The sequence below is a fragment of the Streptococcus sp. CL6.35 genome, from assembly GCF_049737915.1.
GTDB lineage: Bacteria > Bacillota > Bacilli > Lactobacillales > Streptococcaceae > Streptococcus.
On the sequence record NZ_JBKOTU010000006.1, the window covers coordinates 135,265 to 150,676 of the forward strand.

Sequence of the window (15,412 nt, forward strand, 5' to 3'; positions counted from 1 at the left end):
TCATTATATCATATATGTTTGGAAAATGTTTATATTTCAGTATTAATTTAAAAATGATATACTAGTATAGTTAAACAAATTTCTTAGAAAGCAGGTTACTACATGACAAATTCTGTAAGTTCGAACCGACCTGAGAAGTACAACATTGCAGCTTTCTTCTCAGGTGTTGGGGGAATTGAGTTGGGATTTGAACAGACCAACGAGTTCAGAGTGGTGTATGCCAATGAATTTGATAAGTATGCGCGTCAGACTTATCAGCTAAATCATCCAGATACCTATTTGGATGGTCGTGATATTCACGATGTTCAGCCGGAAGATATCCCAGCTGGGCGCGTAGATGTGATTATGGGAGGTTTCCCTTGTCAGGCCTTTAGTATTGCGGGTTATCGCAAGGGCTTTGATGATGATCGTGGCGATCTTTTCTTTGAGTTGCTTCGCATGATTGAGGGGCGTAAACCTCGTGCTATTTTCATCGAAAACGTCAAGAATATGGTTGGTCATGACCATGGCAATACCTTCAAGGTTATTCGTGAAGCCTTGACCGAGAACAACTACTTTATCAAGTGGAAGGTTCTCAATGGGAAAGACTACGGAAATATCCCACAAAACCGTGAGCGGATTTATATTGTCGGTTTTGATACCAAGGAAGCCTACGACTTGTTTGAATTTCCAGAGGAAATCAAGCTGATTACTACTCTTCAGGATGTGATTAACTTTGGTGATAAGCTAGATGAGGTCTACTACTACCGTGAAGGCAAGCAGAATTTCTACGACCAGTTGAAATTTGAAGTCACCAGTCAAGATACGGTTTACCAATGGCGTCGCCAGTATGTTCGTGAAAATAAGAATGGCGTTGTCCCAACCCTGACAGCCAATATGGGGACAGGTGGACATAATGTTCCATTGATTCTGACAGACAGTGGGGAGATTCGTAAGCTAACTCCGAAAGAAACTTTTAACGTTCAAGGTTATCCTAAATCCTTTAAAATCCCAGAAGAGGTTTCGAATGGTCAGTTATACAAGCAAGCTGGAAACAGTGTTGTTGTGCCCGTGATTAAACGTATCGCAGAAAATATTGCCAAGGCTTTAAATGAAAGTCAGGGGCAATCTCAACTTGAACGCTCAGGAAAAATTGCCATTATCTACACCAAGATGAATGGACAATTTGAAGGGCAGTCCTATGTTAAGGACTTTGTAGATAGCTATGATCAAGCTCTTGAAAAAATCAAGTCTTATGACGATGGTTTAGCCCTTCTGTCTGGTGAAGATTATTTAAAATTGGTTAAAAAACGAGGAAATCTCGAATTTTACAGTATTAATTGACGAATATATAAGAGGGTTAGTGAAAAACTAATCTTCTTTTGATATACTGAAAATAGAAAAGAGGGTGCTTATGTGGGAACATTTAAAGTCTGAACAAAAAGATAAATACAAAACCTTAATTACTAACTTCGCTAGCTTGAGCCAAGCTTTCTCTCAAAAGGCTGAGTCCGACGATGAGGGACAAACAGAGAATTATGTTGCTCCGATTGTTAATTCTAAATTTCAAGAGACTGTTTTCCAGAAGGCTTTTAATGCTGTTGGGGAAGATATTGCCAATACTTCCTATGATGCCTCTGTCGTTGTGGATGAAAATCATAAATACCTAGTGGGTATTAAGTCTTTTGGAATCAATTCTGGAGATCAAAAAATCGCCCAGTTTAAGAAGGACTCTCAAGATTGGACAGAATTGCTGGGTGATATCAAATTTCATGCAGATATCTCAGCAGATAAAGCAACAGCAGACAAGAAAAACTATCAACGCTATGAAGAGTTGGCACGAAAAATTGCGACTTTGAGAAATCAGAGAATCGAATCTTCTAAGGCACAAATCAAGGGATTTAGTTCGGACTCGGTCAATGTTGAAGCTGTTTATCACGTTCTTATGCCGACACCGAAGGGAGAAAATCCTAAGATTTTTGTAGGTGAAACATCTTATTTGCCAGTTGATATTGATAATCTAGTCATTGAAGGTTCAACCACCAAAAACAGTCCAACTAATTTTCGATTTACGGATGGACAACATCATTACAAGTATACAGCAGCTGATAGCCAGCTCCACATGACTTTTAATAATAAAGATATTGTGGTAGATACTTGGGACGTTCATTACATCGAAGATCCTTTTTCTCTCTTTGAAAATCTTCATTTGCTAACAGCTAAAAAGGAACAATCCGATATCTTAGAAACGGTGTCTTGGGTAATCACAGACAAACACGGAAATGTGGAAGAAAACTCTGGTTTCAATGCCTTTAATGGTGGTTCAAAACTATCTAAGAAAGATCGGCTACCACGGATTTTAAAGATTCAGGATAAATTTAAGACTAGTCTGGCTCCAGAAGAACTAGCTTTTGTGATTTTTTCCTTAGAAGAAATTCTATTGAAAAAATGGACCAGTAAGGAAGAAAAAGCTCAGATGAAAGCTATTCGTGAGGATTTGATTCACTTTGTTCACAATACTGGCAATAAAAAACTCATTAAAGAAATTGAACAACTCGTATATCGGCCAGTTAGTGAAGTTTACATTCCTCTGCCAGACTCCAAGAACTTCCATGACGAAAGGCAAGACTTCTTTGGTCCTAGATTTGGGACTTTTGAACCTGGAACTAAAAAACTAGCTCTATCCAAAGAGGAAAGAACTTTTAAACTACGCTTTTTATCTTCTGGTGATGTTATTAACGCCTATATAAATCAAGAAGCTGGTAAGGCTATTCAGTCTACCGATAAGCAAGAAATCCTCGGGAATTGGATTTTACGTGGTGTTTTCCAGTTGAAAGAACGCGAAGTCTTGACAGGTCAACGACTCAATGAGCTGGAAATCAACGGTATTCGTTTAACCAAGTTTAAAAATGGGGAAATCGGGATTGAATTTATCTGGATTGATATTGAAAATCCACCAATCGATGTTATCGGCTGGGTAGCAAAGAAATAAAAAGTCCTGTCACTTTCTCCCCCTTAACCTTTGACTATTCTGCAAAATTATCGTAAAATAAAGAGTAAATGATAAAATGAGGTCAGAGTCTATTTGCTCTGGCGATAGTAGTATAAATGAGGAGAAACGCTTTGGAATTAGAAGTATTTGCTGGGCAAGAAAAAAGTGAACTATCTATGATTGAGGTAGCGCGTGCTATCTTGGAACTTCGTGGTCGCGACCATGAGATGCATTTTAGCGATCTTGTAAACGAAATTCAAAACTACCTTGGAACATCAAACAGCGATATCCGCGAAGCTTTGCCTTTGTTCTACACAGAGTTGAACTTTGACGGTAGCTTCATCTCACTTGGAGACAACAAATGGGGTCTTCGTTCATGGTATGGTGTGGACGAAATCGACGAAGAAATTATCGCTCTTGAAGAAAATGATGACGATGAAGTAGCACCAAAAGCTAAGAAAAAACGTGTCAATGCCTTCATGGATGGCGATTCAGATGCTATTGACTACAATGCGGATGATCCAGAAGACGAAGATGCATACGAAGCAGATCCAGCACTTTCATACGATGATGAAAATCCAGATGATGAGAAAAATGAAGTGGAAGCTTACGATGCAGAAATCAACGAAATCGCCCCAGATGACTTGGGTGAAGACGTGGATCTCAACGAAGAAGACGATGAGTTTTCTGATGATGACGCTGAAAACAACGAGGAATAAAAGTTAGCTATTGACAATTATCCTATTTTTAGGTATCATATTGTTCGGGCACCTCTTTTAGAGGTCGGGGCTCCCTAGTTCTTAGGGAGCTATTTTTGTTTTTTCAAGAAGTTATCTTCTTGTATTTTGGTTGTGAATCTGGTGCAGTCGTTCCAGATTATTCTTATTAGTAGGGTCTTGTTTTCTATGTCCCCTCGTAGTTAACAAGGCCTTGAGCATTTTAGAAAGAGGAATCTATGTCTACGAAATATATTTTTGTAACTGGTGGTGTGGTATCGTCTATTGGGAAAGGGATTGTGGCAGCGAGTCTAGGCCGTCTCTTGAAAAATCGTGGTCTCAAAGTAACCATTCAAAAGTTTGATCCTTATATCAATATCGATCCGGGAACTATGAGTCCTTACCAGCACGGAGAAGTCTTTGTGACAGATGATGGAGCTGAGACAGATTTGGACTTGGGTCACTATGAACGTTTCATCGATATCAATCTCAACAAATATTCCAACGTGACAACTGGTAAAATTTACAGTGAAGTTCTTCGTAAGGAACGCCGTGGAGAATACCTTGGGGCAACTGTTCAGGTTATTCCTCATATCACAGATGCTTTGAAAGAAAAAATTAAGCGTGCCGCTCTAACGACTGATTCTGATGTCATTATTACAGAGGTTGGTGGAACAGTAGGAGATATTGAGTCCTTGCCATTCTTAGAGGCCCTTCGTCAGATGAAGGCAGATGTGGGGGCGGATAATGTTATGTACATCCATACAACCTTGCTTCCTTACCTCAAGGCTGCTGGTGAGATGAAGACCAAACCAACTCAACACTCTGTAAAAGAATTGCGTGGATTGGGAATCCAACCAAATATGTTGGTGATTCGTACAGAAGAGCCAGCTGGTCAGGGAATTAAAAACAAACTAGCTCAGTTCTGTGATGTGGCACCAGAAGCCGTTATCGAGTCTTTAGACGTTGAACATCTTTACCAAATTCCGTTGAATTTGCAGGCTCAAGGTATGGACCAGATTGTCTGTGACCATTTGAAATTAGACGCACCAGTAGCAGATATGACAGAATGGTCAGCTATGGTGGACAAGGTCATGAACCTCAAGAAACAAGTTAAGATTTCCCTTGTTGGTAAGTATGTGGAGTTGCAAGATGCCTACATCTCAGTGGTCGAAGCCTTGAAACACTCTGGTTATGCCAACGACGCAGAAGTGAAAATCAATTGGATCAATGCCAATGATGTGACAGCAGAGAATGTGGCAGAGCTCTTGTCTGATGCGGACGGAATCATCGTACCAGGTGGTTTTGGCCAACGTGGTACTGAAGGGAAAATCCAAGCCATCCGCTATGCGCGTGAGAATGATGTTCCAATGTTGGGAGTCTGCTTGGGAATGCAGTTGACATGTATCGAGTTTGCTCGTCACGTTTTGGGTCTTGAAGGTGCCAATTCTGCTGAACTTGCACCAGAAACAAAATACCCTATCATTGATATCATGCGTGACCAGATTGATGTTGAGGATATGGGGGGAACCCTTCGTTTGGGACTTTACCCATCTAAGTTGAAACGTGGTTCTAAGGCAGCAGCTGCTTATCACAATCAAGAAGTGGTGCAACGCCGTCACCGTCACCGCTATGAGTTTAACAATGCCTTCCGTGAGCAGTTTGAGGAAGCAGGCTTTGTCTTCTCAGGTGTTTCTCCAGACAATCGTTTGGTTGAAATTGTGGAAATTCCTGAAAATAAATTCTTTGTAGCGTGTCAGTATCACCCTGAACTTTCCAGCCGTCCAAACCGCCCAGAAGAACTCTACACTGCCTTTGTCACTGCAGCAGTTGAGAATAGTAATTAGCTAAATCAGAACCTTTGAGAACAATCTCAGAGGTTTTTTGATTGCATATTTAGGATAATATTTGCAAATTAAAAACATAGTGATATAATTAACATAATAACGACTAAGGAGGAACTACAATGAAAAAAATCACATTATTTGGTTTGTCTCTAGCTGGTCTAGCTTTGCTTGTTTCACCTCATTCAGGGCAGGCATTTGAACTTAAAGAAGAATGGGTTGTTAAGTGTGGAGTACAGTATCAAGATGGCAAGATTCTTCGGTTTAATAATGGTCATGAAGTGGATATCAAGATCTTGGATTTGCCAAAAACCGAGAAAATCGAGTGGACAATTAGTCTCAATGGTCAAGATCAGACTGTCAATTTCCTAGGTCAAGAAAAGGACAAGTCTATGATCGGGGAAGAAGGGCGTTACCTGAATTTTTATGTTCCATATGGCTATAGAGGAAATATCAAGGTAGAGGCCAAGAGCGGAAACGAAGTGAAGACCTGGTCAACGAAAGTTGTGGATGATATTCATAATGATAGTGGAAAGAGAGGTTACTATCGTATTGAAGAATCAAATAATCAATACACTTACCTCGATGCTAAATGGGATTATCAAACCAAGACTTACACTGCTACTTTACCAGAGACTGTTAATGGTCAAAAAGTTTTTGCTTGGGCAAATTATGATAATGACGAGTTGAAACTAGAAAAACTAAAATCTATCAGTCATAAATATGATGGAGGAGCTTTCAAAGAACTTTATCCGATTGTAAAAGCAGAAAGCTGGTTAAAATCAAACCAAAACTGGTACTATCAAAAACAAGGTCAATTAGTGCAGAAGGATTGGGTTTATGACAAGGGAACTTGGTACTTTATGAATGATAAAGGAGTCATGTTCAATCAAACTTGGCTTTATCAAGGTAACAACTGGTATGCCTTTAAATCATCAGGAGCCATGATTGCGAGTGACTGGCTTTACGATCAAGGCAAGTGGTACTATTTATCAACTTCAGGAGCCATGAAAGCAAGCGCTTGGGTTTATGACAAGGGAGAATGGTATTATGTAAGTTCTTCTGGTGCCATGCTAGCGAATGATTGGGTCAAAGATAATGGCAAGTGGTATTATCTGGCTTCATCAGGTAAGATGCTTCGCAATACCTACACCCCTGATGGTTACTACGTTGGCAACTCAGGTGCCTGGCAATAAGAATAATACTCTTCGAAAATCTCTTCAAACCACGTCAGCTTCATCCACAACCTCAAAACAGTGTTTTGAGCTGACTTCGTCAGTTCTATCTACAACCTCAAAGAAGTGCTTTGAGCAACCTGCGGCTAGCTTTCTAGTTTGCTCTTTGCTTTTCATTGAGTATAAGAAGTCCTTTTCCTTAAAGGAAGAGGCTTTTTACTTATTTTTCTGCTGCTTCCTCATTTGTCCTAAAGCCTTTTTTGTGTTAAAATGAATGGTATGAAAGCTAAAAAAATGTGGATGGCAGGCTTGGCTCTGCTAGGTATTGGAAGCCTTGCCCTTGCTACGAAAAAAGTTGCAGATGACCGTAAGCTCAGGAAGACTCAGGAAGAGTTGACAGCGATTGTGCGAGACCATTTTTCAGACATGGGGGAAATTGCGACCCTCTATGTTCAAGTCTATGAAAGCAGTCTAGAGAGCTTGGTTGGTGGCGTCATTTTTGAGGATGGCCGTCATTATACCTTTGTCTATGAACATGAAGACCTAGTCTATGAGGAGGAAGTCTTATGATACAACCAGCAAGTTTAGAAGAATTAGCATCTTTAGTAGAAAAAGATGGCAAGAAGGTTTTTCTTTTTGTGGCGGACTGGTGTGGCGATTGCCGTTATATCTATCCTGCCTTGCCAGAAATTGAGGAGACCAATCCAGAGTTCACCTTTATTCGGGTGGACCGAGACCAGTACATGGATTTAGCCAAACTCTGGGATGTTTACGGAATTCCTAGCCTTGTAGTTCTAGAAAAAGACAAGGAAATCGGTCGTTTTGTTAATCGCGACCGTAAAAGCAAGCAACAAATTAACGACTTTTTAGCAGGACTGAAATAGGAGAAAAAGGAAACAATGATTTTTACATATAACAAAGAACATGTCGGTGATGTCCTTATGGTCATCGCGAAAAATAGAGGAGATGCCAAATTAGATGTGGAGCGCAAAGGCAAGGTAGCCCGTGTTTTCCTCAAAGATAATGGGGAAACAGTGGCGTGGAATATTTTCGAAGTTTCAAGTTTGTTTGAAATTGAAGAGCGCGGTCAAGTCTTTTTGTCTGATGAACAAGTAGCTCGTTTGAACCAAGAATTGCAGGCGGAAGGTTTTAAAGAAGAAATTGTCAATGACAAGGAACCTAAGTTTGTTGTTGGTGAAATTGTCGAGATGGTAGCCCATCCTGATAGTGACCACCTTAACATCTGCCAAGTTGCAGTCGCGAGTGACAAGACAGTGCAAATCGTTGCAGGGGCTCCCAATGCGCGTGTCGGGTTGAAAACCATTGTAGCTCTTCCAGGAGCAATGATGCCCAAAGGGAATCTCATTTTCCCAGGTGAGCTTCGTGGTGAAAAGAGTTTTGGCATGATGTGTAGTCCTCGTGAACTTGCCTTGCCAAATGCTCCGCAAAAGCGTGGTATTATTGAATTATCAGAAGACCAAGTTGTTGGAACTCCATTTGATCCAGCTAAACACTGGACTACCTAGGAAGTTGTCAGTATCTGATAGACCAGCTAGAAGGAAATAAGATGACAAAAAATGTTGTGATTACAGGGGCGACATCAGGAATCGGTGAAGCGATTGCGCGTGCTTATCTGGAGCAGGGTGAGAATATCGTTTTAACAGGTCGACGGACAGATAGACTAGAAGCCCTTAAGTCGGAGTTTGCAGAAGCCTTCCCAAATCAGACAGTTTGGACTTTTTCGCTAGATGTCACAGATATGACCATGGTAAAGACTGTCTGCTCTGATATTCTAGAAACGATAGGTCAGATTGATATTCTGGTCAATAACGCAGGTTTGGCTCTTGGCTTGGCTCCATATCAAAACTATGAAGAGTTGGATATGCTGACCATGTTGGATACCAATGTCAAAGGTTTGATGGCAGTCACTCGCTGTTTCTTGCCAGCAATGGTAAAAGCCAATCAAGGACATATCATCAATATGGGCTCAACCGCAGGAATTTATGCCTATGCGGGTGCAGCAGTTTATTCAGCTACCAAGGCAGCGGTTAAGACCTTTTCAGATGGTCTGCGAATTGATACCATCGCAACGGATATCAAGGTGACGACTATTCAACCGGGAATTGTCGAAACAGATTTTTCTACGGTACGTTTTCATGGTGATAAAGAGAGAGCTGCGTCCGTTTACCAAGGAATAGAAGCCTTGCAAGCTCAGGATATTGCAGACACAGTAGTCTATGTGACCAGTCAACCTCGTCGTGTGCAGATTACAGATATGACCATTATGGCCAATCAACAGGCGACAGGTTTCATGGTTCATAAAAAGTAAAAAATTTCCTCGAAAAGTTACAAATTTCTGTAACTTTTTTGATTTTCTGCGAATAGATAAGTAGGAGGAAAAAATATGTATAATAAAGTTATCATGATTGGGCGTTTGACGTCTACACCAGAATTACACAAAACCAACAATGACAAGTCAGTAGCGCGAGCAACTATCGCTGTGAACCGTCGTTACAAAGACCAAAATGGGGAGCGCGAAGCTGACTTTGTCAATATGGTTCTATGGGGCAAACTAGCAGAAAGCTTGGCCAGCTACGCAACTAAAGGTAGTCTTATCTCTGTGGATGGAGAACTTCGTACCCGTCGTTTTGAGAAAAATGGTCAGATGAACTATGTGACTGAAGTCCTTGTGACAGGATTCCAACTCTTGGAAAGTCGTGCTCAACGTGCCATGCGTGAAAATAATGCAGGACAAGATTTGGCGGATTTGGTTTTGGAAGAGGAAGAATTGCCATTTTAAGCATTAAAAAGTCTGAGTTGGTCTCAGGCTTTTTATATTGAGAAAGTCAGACTTTTTTCTTGACTATTTCTGACCAAGTGATACAATAGAACTATGAATTAGCACTCAAGTGTAAAGAGTGCTAATGATATCTATCTCATTATGGAGGAAATCAGATGTTGAAACCATTAGGGGACCGTGTGGTCTTAAAAGTAGAAGAAAAAGAACAAACTGTTGGAGGTTTTGTCCTCGCAGGTTCAGCCCAAGAAAAAACCAAAACAGCTCAAGTTGTGGCTACTGGACAAGGTGTTCGTACCTTGAACGGTGACTTGGTTGCTCCAAGTGTTAAAGCTGGAGACCGTGTCTTGGTTGAAGCACACGCAGGTCTTGATGTCAAAGATGGCGATGAAAAGTACATCATCGTAGGCGAAGCTAACATCTTGGCTATCATTGAAAAATAGAAGGAGAAAGTAAGTATGTCAAAAGAAATTAAATTTTCATATGATGCCCGTTCAGCTATGGTCCGTGGTGTCGATATCCTTGCAGACACTGTTAAAGTAACCTTGGGACCAAAAGGCCGTAATGTCGTTCTTGAAAAGTCATTCGGTTCACCCTTGATTACCAATGACGGTGTGACTATTGCCAAAGAAATCGAATTGGAAGACCATTTTGAAAATATGGGTGCCAAATTGGTATCAGAAGTAGCTTCTAAAACCAATGATATCGCAGGTGACGGGACTACGACTGCAACAGTCTTGACCCAAGCTATCGTCCGTGAAGGAATCAAAAACGTCACTGCAGGTGCCAATCCAATTGGCATTCGTCGTGGGATTGAAACAGCAGTTGCTGCAGCAGTTGAAGCCTTGAAAAACAATGCTATTCCTGTTGCCAACAAAGAAGCTATCGCTCAAGTTGCAGCCGTATCTTCTCGTTCTGAAAAAGTTGGTGAGTACATCTCTGAAGCCATGGAAAAAGTTGGCAAAGATGGAGTCATCACTATCGAAGAGTCACGTGGTATGGAAACAGAGCTTGAAGTTGTAGAAGGTATGCAGTTTGACCGTGGTTACCTTTCACAGTACATGGTAACAGATAGCGAAAAAATGGTAGCTGATCTTGAAAATCCATACATTTTGATTACTGATAAGAAGATTTCAAATATCCAAGAAATCTTGCCACTCCTAGAAAGTATTCTCCAAAGCAATCGTCCACTCTTGATTATTGCGGATGATGTAGATGGTGAAGCTCTTCCAACTCTTGTTTTGAACAAGATTCGTGGAACCTTCAACGTGGTAGCCGTTAAGGCACCTGGTTTTGGTGACCGTCGCAAAGCCATGCTTGAAGATATCGCCATTTTGACAGGCGGAACAGTTATCACAGAAGACCTTGGTCTTGAGTTGAAAGATGCGACAATTGAAGCTCTTGGTCAAGCAGCTAGAGTAACTGTGGACAAAGATAGCACTGTTATCGTAGAAGGTGCTGGAAATCCTGAAGCGATTTCTCACCGTGTTGCGGTTATCAAGTCTCAAATCGAAACCACAACTTCTGAATTTGACCGTGAAAAATTGCAAGAACGCTTGGCAAAATTGTCAGGTGGTGTAGCGGTTATTAAGGTCGGAGCTGCAACTGAAACTGAGTTGAAAGAAATGAAACTCCGCATTGAAGATGCCCTCAACGCTACTCGTGCAGCTGTTGAAGAAGGTATCGTTGCAGGTGGTGGAACAGCCCTTGTCAATGTTATTCCAGCCGTGGCTGATTTGGAGTTGGCAGGAGATGAAGCGACAGGCCGTAATATTGTTCTCCGTGCTTTGGAAGAACCTGTTCGTCAGATTGCGCACAATGCAGGATTTGAAGGATCTATCGTTATCGATCGTTTGAAAAATGCTGAAGTTGGCACAGGCTTCAACGCAGCAACTGGCGAGTGGGTCAACATGATTGAAGAAGGAATCATCGACCCAGTTAAGGTTAGCCGTTCTGCCCTTCAAAATGCAGCATCTGTAGCCAGCTTGATTTTGACTACGGAAGCAGTCGTAGCCAATAAACCAGAACCAGCAGCCCCAGCTCCAGCAATGGATCCAAGTATGATGGGTGGCATGATGTAAGCTTTCTATAGGAAACAACTTATAAAAAATACAAAATGAGGGAATGCCTATTCCTCCTTTTTATGATATTCACTTCTAAATTGATTTGAGCTCTCCTAACTTATATGATAAAATAAGACTAGAAAAAGGAGAAGAACATGATCGATGTAGAAGAAATTCTGAGCAAGATGAACCCCAATCAGAAGATTAATTATGACCGTGTCATGCAGAAGATGGTACAAGTATGGGAGAAAAATGAGCAACGGCCAACCATTCTCATGCACGTTTGCTGTGCCCCTTGCAGTACCTATACCCTCGAATATTTGACCAAGTATGCAGATGTGACAATCTATTTTGCCAATTCTAATATCCATCCCAAGGCAGAATACCATAAGCGTGCCTATGTGACTAAAAAGTTTGTCAGTGATTTCAATGAGCGAACTGGCAATAGCGTTCAATACCTAGAAGCTCCTTATGAACCTAACGAATATCGTAAACTGGTTCGAGGTTTGGAAGAAGAGCCTGAAGGTGGCGACCGTTGCAAGGTTTGCTTTGACTACCGACTGGATAAGACAGCTCAAGTGGCTATGGACTTGGGCTTTGACTACTTTGGCTCAGCCTTGACCATCAGTCCTCATAAGAATTCTCAAACCATTAATAGTATCGGAATCGATGTGCAAAAAATTTATACAACCCACTATCTTCCAAGTGATTTCAAGAAAAATCAAGGCTACAAACGTTCGGTAGAGATGTGTGAAGAGTATGACATTTACCGTCAATGTTATTGTGGTTGTGTCTATGCAGCCCAAGCTCAGAATATTGACCTGGTTCAGGTTAAGAAAGATGCTACAGCTTTCTTGCTGGATAAGGATGTTGAAAAAGACTATTCCCACATCAAATTTACTGTTACGAAATTAGATATATAGAAATCACCCCAGCTGTAAAGCTGGGTTTTTAAAATAAAAAAACCGGGGTCTTAACCCCAGTTTGACAACTTTACCGATTCTTTAGTTCTACATAGCGCTTGTACCAAATGTTTACATAGGCTTCTGAGAAAGGACCTCGTCCATTGTTAATCCAATCAACAAGAATTTTGACATGTTCTTTTAAAATATAGTCCAAGTCATCGGAATAATTCATTTTGCGTTTGTGACGCTCATACTCCTCAACGTCCAAGAGACGTTTCTCTCCATCTGTAAAAATTTTAACATCCAAATCGTAATCAATATACTTCAGTGCTTCTTCATCCAGATAGTAGGGGCTAGCCATATTGCAATAGTAGGAAATTCCATTATCACGAATCATGGCAATGATATTAAACCAATATTTCTTGTGAAAGTAAACAATAGCCGGTTCTCGAGTGACCCAACGACGACCATCACTTTCGGTAACCAGTGTATGATCGTTGACACCAATAATGGCGTTTTCTGTTGTTTTTAGTACCATGGTGTCCCGCCAAGTTCGGTGGAGACTCCCATCATGCTTATAACTTTGAATTGTAATAAAGTCGCCTTCTTTTGGAAGCTTCATAACTAACCAACTTTCTACAATTTATAAGTTTATCGTTTACTATTGTACCATAAAATTACCTAAAATCTGTGAATTTTACATGAAAATATTAAAGATATTCTCTGAGAGCGCTTGCTATATCCGAAAAATCGTAGCCTTTTCGTGCTAAAACTTGAGTTAAACGCTGTTTAAGTTCGTATCCTTCATATTTTCGGGCATACTTAGCATATTGCTTATCAAGTTCCTTGAAGATGAGTTCCTGAGTCGTTTCTTGATCAACTTGACTATCCAACTGGTCAAAAGTAGTTTTAGCATCAGAATAGGAAAACCCCTTGTTGGTCAGATTTTGGATTATCTTATCTTGCAAGGCACGAGCTGGAAGTTTTCCCTCATATTTTTTCAATAGTTTATTAGCTACACGTTGAGCAACTTCAGAAAAATCAAATTCTTTCAAGTTCTCTTCTATAGTAGATTTTGAAATCCCTTTTTGAGCTAGTTTCTGAGTCAGTACATAAGGACCCTTGTCTCCTGAAAGTTGATTGGCATTGATGATAGCATAAGCGTACTGAGCATCATTAATCCACTTATCTTCTTTAAGATTAATAATGACTTGAGAAACGATGTTTTCATCAATATCGTATTTTTTCAGATATTCTCTGACCTCTTTTTCAGTACGTGCTTTAAAGGATAGGTGGTAGAGGGCTAGATTCTTACCGTAAGAAAATTGGGCAAAGTCCTGAATATCTTTCAATTCTTCTTCACTTATCACCTTATCTCTTGATAACATAAAACGAACAATAGTATCTTCAGTAATGTAGCATTTGTCGCCATTATCAAGCTCCATCAGATAGAGTCTTTTTTTCTTTTCAAGTTTTGTGATTTTCATAGTTCTATTATAACTCAAAATGTGATAAGATAGGGGTATGAATCTGAAAGTGAAACAAAAAATACCATTAAAAATTAAGCGCATGGGAATTAATGGTGAGGGAATCGGCTTTTATCAAAAAACATTAGTCTTTGTGCCTGGTGCTCTCAAAGGAGAAGATATCTATTGTCAGATTACTTCTATTAAACGTAACTTTGTTGAGGCAAAATTACTGAAGGTCAACAAGAAGTCTAAATTTCGAGTTGTGCCGGCTTGTACTATTTACAATGAATGTGGAGGCTGCCAAATCATGCACCTGCATTATGATAAGCAGCTGGAGTTCAAGACGGACTTACTTCACCAAGCGCTGAAAAAATTTGCTCCTGCAGGATATGAAAACTATGAAATCCGCCCGACGATTGGAATGCAGGAACCCAAGTACTATCGTGCTAAGTTACAATTTCAGACTCGAAAATTTAAAAATCAGGTCAAGGCGGGCTTATATGCACAAAGCTCTCACTATTTAGTAGAGTTGAAAGACTGCCTGGTACAAGACAAGGAAACCCAAGTGATTGCTAATCGTCTAGCAGAATTACTTACTTATCACCAGATTCCAATCACGGATGAGAGAAAAGTTCTAGGTGTTAGAACTATAATGGTCCGACGAGCAAGAAAGACTGGACAGGTTCAGATTATTATTGTTATAAATCGTCAGCTTAATTTAACCCTGCTGGTAAAAGATTTAATTAAAGATTTTCCAGAAGTTGTGACAGTAGCTGTTAATACCAATACAGCTAAAACCAGTGAGATTTATGGTGAAAAGACAGAGATTATCTGGGGACAAGAGAGTATTCAAGAAGGTGTACTCGATTATGAATTTTCACTATCTCCTCGAGCATTCTATCAACTAAATCCTGAACAAACAGAAGTCCTCTATAGTGAGGCTGTAAAAGCCTTGGATGTTAATAAAGAAGACCATTTGATTGACGCTTATTGTGGAGTTGGAACGATTGGATTTGCCTTCGCAAAGAAAGTTAAAACATTAAGAGGTATGGATATTATTCCAGAAGCCATTGAAGATGCCAAGCGAAATGCTAAAAGAATGGGATTTGACAACACACATTACGAAGCTGGAACGGCAGAAGAGATTATTCCTCGTTGGTACAAGGAAGGCTACCGAGCAGATGCTCTGATTGTGGATCCACCACGTACAGGTCTGGATGATAAGTTATTAGATACTATTCTTACCTATGTACCAGAAAAAATGGTCTATATTTCTTGCAATGTTTCGACCTTGGCTCGTGATTTAGTACGTTTAGTAGAAGTCTATGATCTCCATTATATCCAGTCGGTTGATATGTTCCCACACACTGCTCGAACGGAAGCTGTTGTAAAATTAATAAAAAAAGTTTAAAAAAGTAGTTGACAAGTCAGAAAAAGCCTGTATAATAGTAAGAGTTGAAAATAACAACTCT

The 15,412-nt window shown here is 40.2% G+C and carries 16 protein-coding genes; 14 read left to right on the plus strand and 2 right to left on the minus strand.

All coding sequences use genetic code 11. The features are described from left to right. Nucleotides 1-102: 102 nt before the first annotated feature. The 13 genes from ACLNCP_RS08395 to ACLNCP_RS08455 all read left to right on the plus strand — a co-directional run bounded on the left by ACLNCP_RS08395 (nt 103) and on the right by ACLNCP_RS08455 (nt 12,489). Nucleotides 103-1,323, plus strand: a complete 1,221-nt coding sequence (locus ACLNCP_RS08395) for a DNA cytosine methyltransferase (RefSeq protein WP_173275378.1) — start codon at nt 103-105, stop codon at nt 1,321-1,323. A gap of 70 nt (nt 1,324-1,393) precedes the next feature. Next, on the plus strand, nt 1,394-2,971 hold the full coding sequence (locus ACLNCP_RS08400) for a hypothetical protein (protein WP_424844310.1): 1,578 nt from the start codon (nt 1,394-1,396) through the stop codon (nt 2,969-2,971). Nucleotides 2,972-3,102: 131 nt separating this feature from the next. Next, on the plus strand, nt 3,103-3,690 hold the full coding sequence (gene rpoE / locus ACLNCP_RS08405) for a DNA-directed RNA polymerase subunit delta (RefSeq protein ID WP_033687659.1): 588 nt from the start codon (nt 3,103-3,105) through the stop codon (nt 3,688-3,690). A gap of 236 nt (nt 3,691-3,926) precedes the next feature. Then, entirely contained in the window at nt 3,927-5,534 is a 1,608-nt protein-coding gene (locus ACLNCP_RS08410; protein ID WP_134850551.1) for a CTP synthase, read from the plus strand. A gap of 119 nt (nt 5,535-5,653) precedes the next feature. Further along, nucleotides 5,654-6,727, plus strand: coding sequence for an N-acetylmuramoyl-L-alanine amidase family protein (locus tag ACLNCP_RS08415; RefSeq protein ID WP_424844311.1), 1,074 nt, complete (start codon nt 5,654-5,656; stop codon nt 6,725-6,727). 249 nt (nt 6,728-6,976) lie between these two features. Continuing rightward, the gene (locus ACLNCP_RS08420; RefSeq protein WP_001013977.1) at nt 6,977-7,276 is read left to right on the plus strand and encodes a DUF4651 domain-containing protein; all 300 of its coding nucleotides are present in this window, start codon (nt 6,977-6,979) and stop codon (nt 7,274-7,276) included. Continuing rightward, entirely contained in the window at nt 7,273-7,590 is a 318-nt protein-coding gene (locus ACLNCP_RS08425; protein WP_000615777.1) for a thioredoxin family protein, read from the plus strand. Before ACLNCP_RS08420 ends, ACLNCP_RS08425 begins: the two co-directional genes overlap by 4 nt. A gap of 15 nt (nt 7,591-7,605) precedes the next feature. After that, entirely contained in the window at nt 7,606-8,232 is a 627-nt protein-coding gene (ytpR, locus tag ACLNCP_RS08430; RefSeq protein WP_049502015.1) for a YtpR family tRNA-binding protein, read from the plus strand. A gap of 41 nt (nt 8,233-8,273) precedes the next feature. Continuing rightward, nucleotides 8,274-9,035, plus strand: coding sequence for an SDR family NAD(P)-dependent oxidoreductase (locus ACLNCP_RS08435; RefSeq protein ID WP_000165331.1), 762 nt, complete (start codon nt 8,274-8,276; stop codon nt 9,033-9,035). Nucleotides 9,036-9,110: 75 nt separating this feature from the next. Further along, the gene (locus tag ACLNCP_RS08440) at nt 9,111-9,506 is read left to right on the plus strand and encodes a single-stranded DNA-binding protein (RefSeq protein WP_000282464.1); all 396 of its coding nucleotides are present in this window, start codon (nt 9,111-9,113) and stop codon (nt 9,504-9,506) included. A 155-nt stretch (nt 9,507-9,661) separates the two neighbouring features. After that, nucleotides 9,662-9,946: a co-chaperone GroES gene (gene groES / locus ACLNCP_RS08445; RefSeq protein WP_000917337.1), complete on the plus strand. Its 285-nt coding sequence runs from the start codon at nt 9,662-9,664 to the stop codon at nt 9,944-9,946. A 15-nt stretch (nt 9,947-9,961) separates the two neighbouring features. Next, nucleotides 9,962-11,584 carry a chaperonin GroEL gene (gene groL, locus ACLNCP_RS08450; RefSeq protein WP_424844312.1) on the plus strand — a complete coding sequence of 541 codons (1,623 nt, stop codon included), beginning with the start codon at nt 9,962-9,964 and terminating at the stop codon, nt 11,582-11,584. A 137-nt stretch (nt 11,585-11,721) separates the two neighbouring features. Next, nucleotides 11,722-12,489: an epoxyqueuosine reductase QueH gene (locus ACLNCP_RS08455; RefSeq protein ID WP_261056512.1), complete on the plus strand. Its 768-nt coding sequence runs from the start codon at nt 11,722-11,724 to the stop codon at nt 12,487-12,489. A gap of 70 nt (nt 12,490-12,559) precedes the next feature. On the opposite strand, the gene ntdP is transcribed toward ACLNCP_RS08455, so the two are convergent. Together ntdP and recX are read right to left on the minus strand one after the other, a co-directional pair. Further along, nucleotides 12,560-13,093 carry a nucleoside tri-diphosphate phosphatase gene (ntdP, locus tag ACLNCP_RS08460; RefSeq protein ID WP_000775316.1) on the minus strand — a complete coding sequence of 178 codons (534 nt, stop codon included), beginning with the start codon at nt 13,091-13,093 and terminating at the stop codon, nt 12,560-12,562. Between the two features lie 88 nt (nt 13,094-13,181). Then, nucleotides 13,182-13,958: a recombination regulator RecX gene (recX, locus tag ACLNCP_RS08465; RefSeq protein WP_424844313.1), complete on the minus strand. Its 777-nt coding sequence runs from the start codon at nt 13,956-13,958 to the stop codon at nt 13,182-13,184. Nucleotides 13,959-13,995: 37 nt separating this feature from the next. Between recX and rlmD the strand changes: the two genes are divergently transcribed. Continuing rightward, entirely contained in the window at nt 13,996-15,351 is a 1,356-nt protein-coding gene (gene rlmD / locus ACLNCP_RS08470; protein ID WP_020903149.1) for a 23S rRNA (uracil(1939)-C(5))-methyltransferase RlmD, read from the plus strand. Nucleotides 15,352-15,412: the final 61 nt, after the last annotated feature.

Bases quoted from the DNA above. Each gene is read 5' to 3' on its own strand.
- ACLNCP_RS08395 (WP_173275378.1), top strand. From the start codon at position 103: ATGACAAATTCTGTAAGTTCGAACCGACCTGAGAAGTACAACATTGCA.
- ACLNCP_RS08400 (WP_424844310.1), top strand. From the start codon at position 1,394: ATGTGGGAACATTTAAAGTCTGAACAAAAAGATAAATACAAAACCTTA.
- ACLNCP_RS08410 (WP_134850551.1), top strand. From the start codon at position 3,927: ATGTCTACGAAATATATTTTTGTAACTGGTGGTGTGGTATCGTCTATT.
- ACLNCP_RS08415 (WP_424844311.1), top strand. From the start codon at position 5,654: ATGAAAAAAATCACATTATTTGGTTTGTCTCTAGCTGGTCTAGCTTTG.
- ACLNCP_RS08420 (WP_001013977.1), top strand. From the start codon at position 6,977: ATGAATGGTATGAAAGCTAAAAAAATGTGGATGGCAGGCTTGGCTCTG.
- ACLNCP_RS08425 (WP_000615777.1), top strand. From the start codon at position 7,273: ATGATACAACCAGCAAGTTTAGAAGAATTAGCATCTTTAGTAGAAAAA.
- ytpR (WP_049502015.1), top strand. From the start codon at position 7,606: ATGATTTTTACATATAACAAAGAACATGTCGGTGATGTCCTTATGGTC.
- ACLNCP_RS08435 (WP_000165331.1), top strand. From the start codon at position 8,274: ATGACAAAAAATGTTGTGATTACAGGGGCGACATCAGGAATCGGTGAA.
- ACLNCP_RS08440 (WP_000282464.1), top strand. From the start codon at position 9,111: ATGTATAATAAAGTTATCATGATTGGGCGTTTGACGTCTACACCAGAA.
- groES (WP_000917337.1), top strand. From the start codon at position 9,662: ATGTTGAAACCATTAGGGGACCGTGTGGTCTTAAAAGTAGAAGAAAAA.
- groL (WP_424844312.1), top strand. From the start codon at position 9,962: ATGTCAAAAGAAATTAAATTTTCATATGATGCCCGTTCAGCTATGGTC.
- ACLNCP_RS08455 (WP_261056512.1), top strand. From the start codon at position 11,722: ATGATCGATGTAGAAGAAATTCTGAGCAAGATGAACCCCAATCAGAAG.
- ntdP (WP_000775316.1), bottom strand. From the start codon at position 13,093: ATGAAGCTTCCAAAAGAAGGCGACTTTATTACAATTCAAAGTTATAAG.
- recX (WP_424844313.1), bottom strand. From the start codon at position 13,958: ATGAAAATCACAAAACTTGAAAAGAAAAAAAGACTCTATCTGATGGAG.
- rlmD (WP_020903149.1), top strand. From the start codon at position 13,996: ATGAATCTGAAAGTGAAACAAAAAATACCATTAAAAATTAAGCGCATG.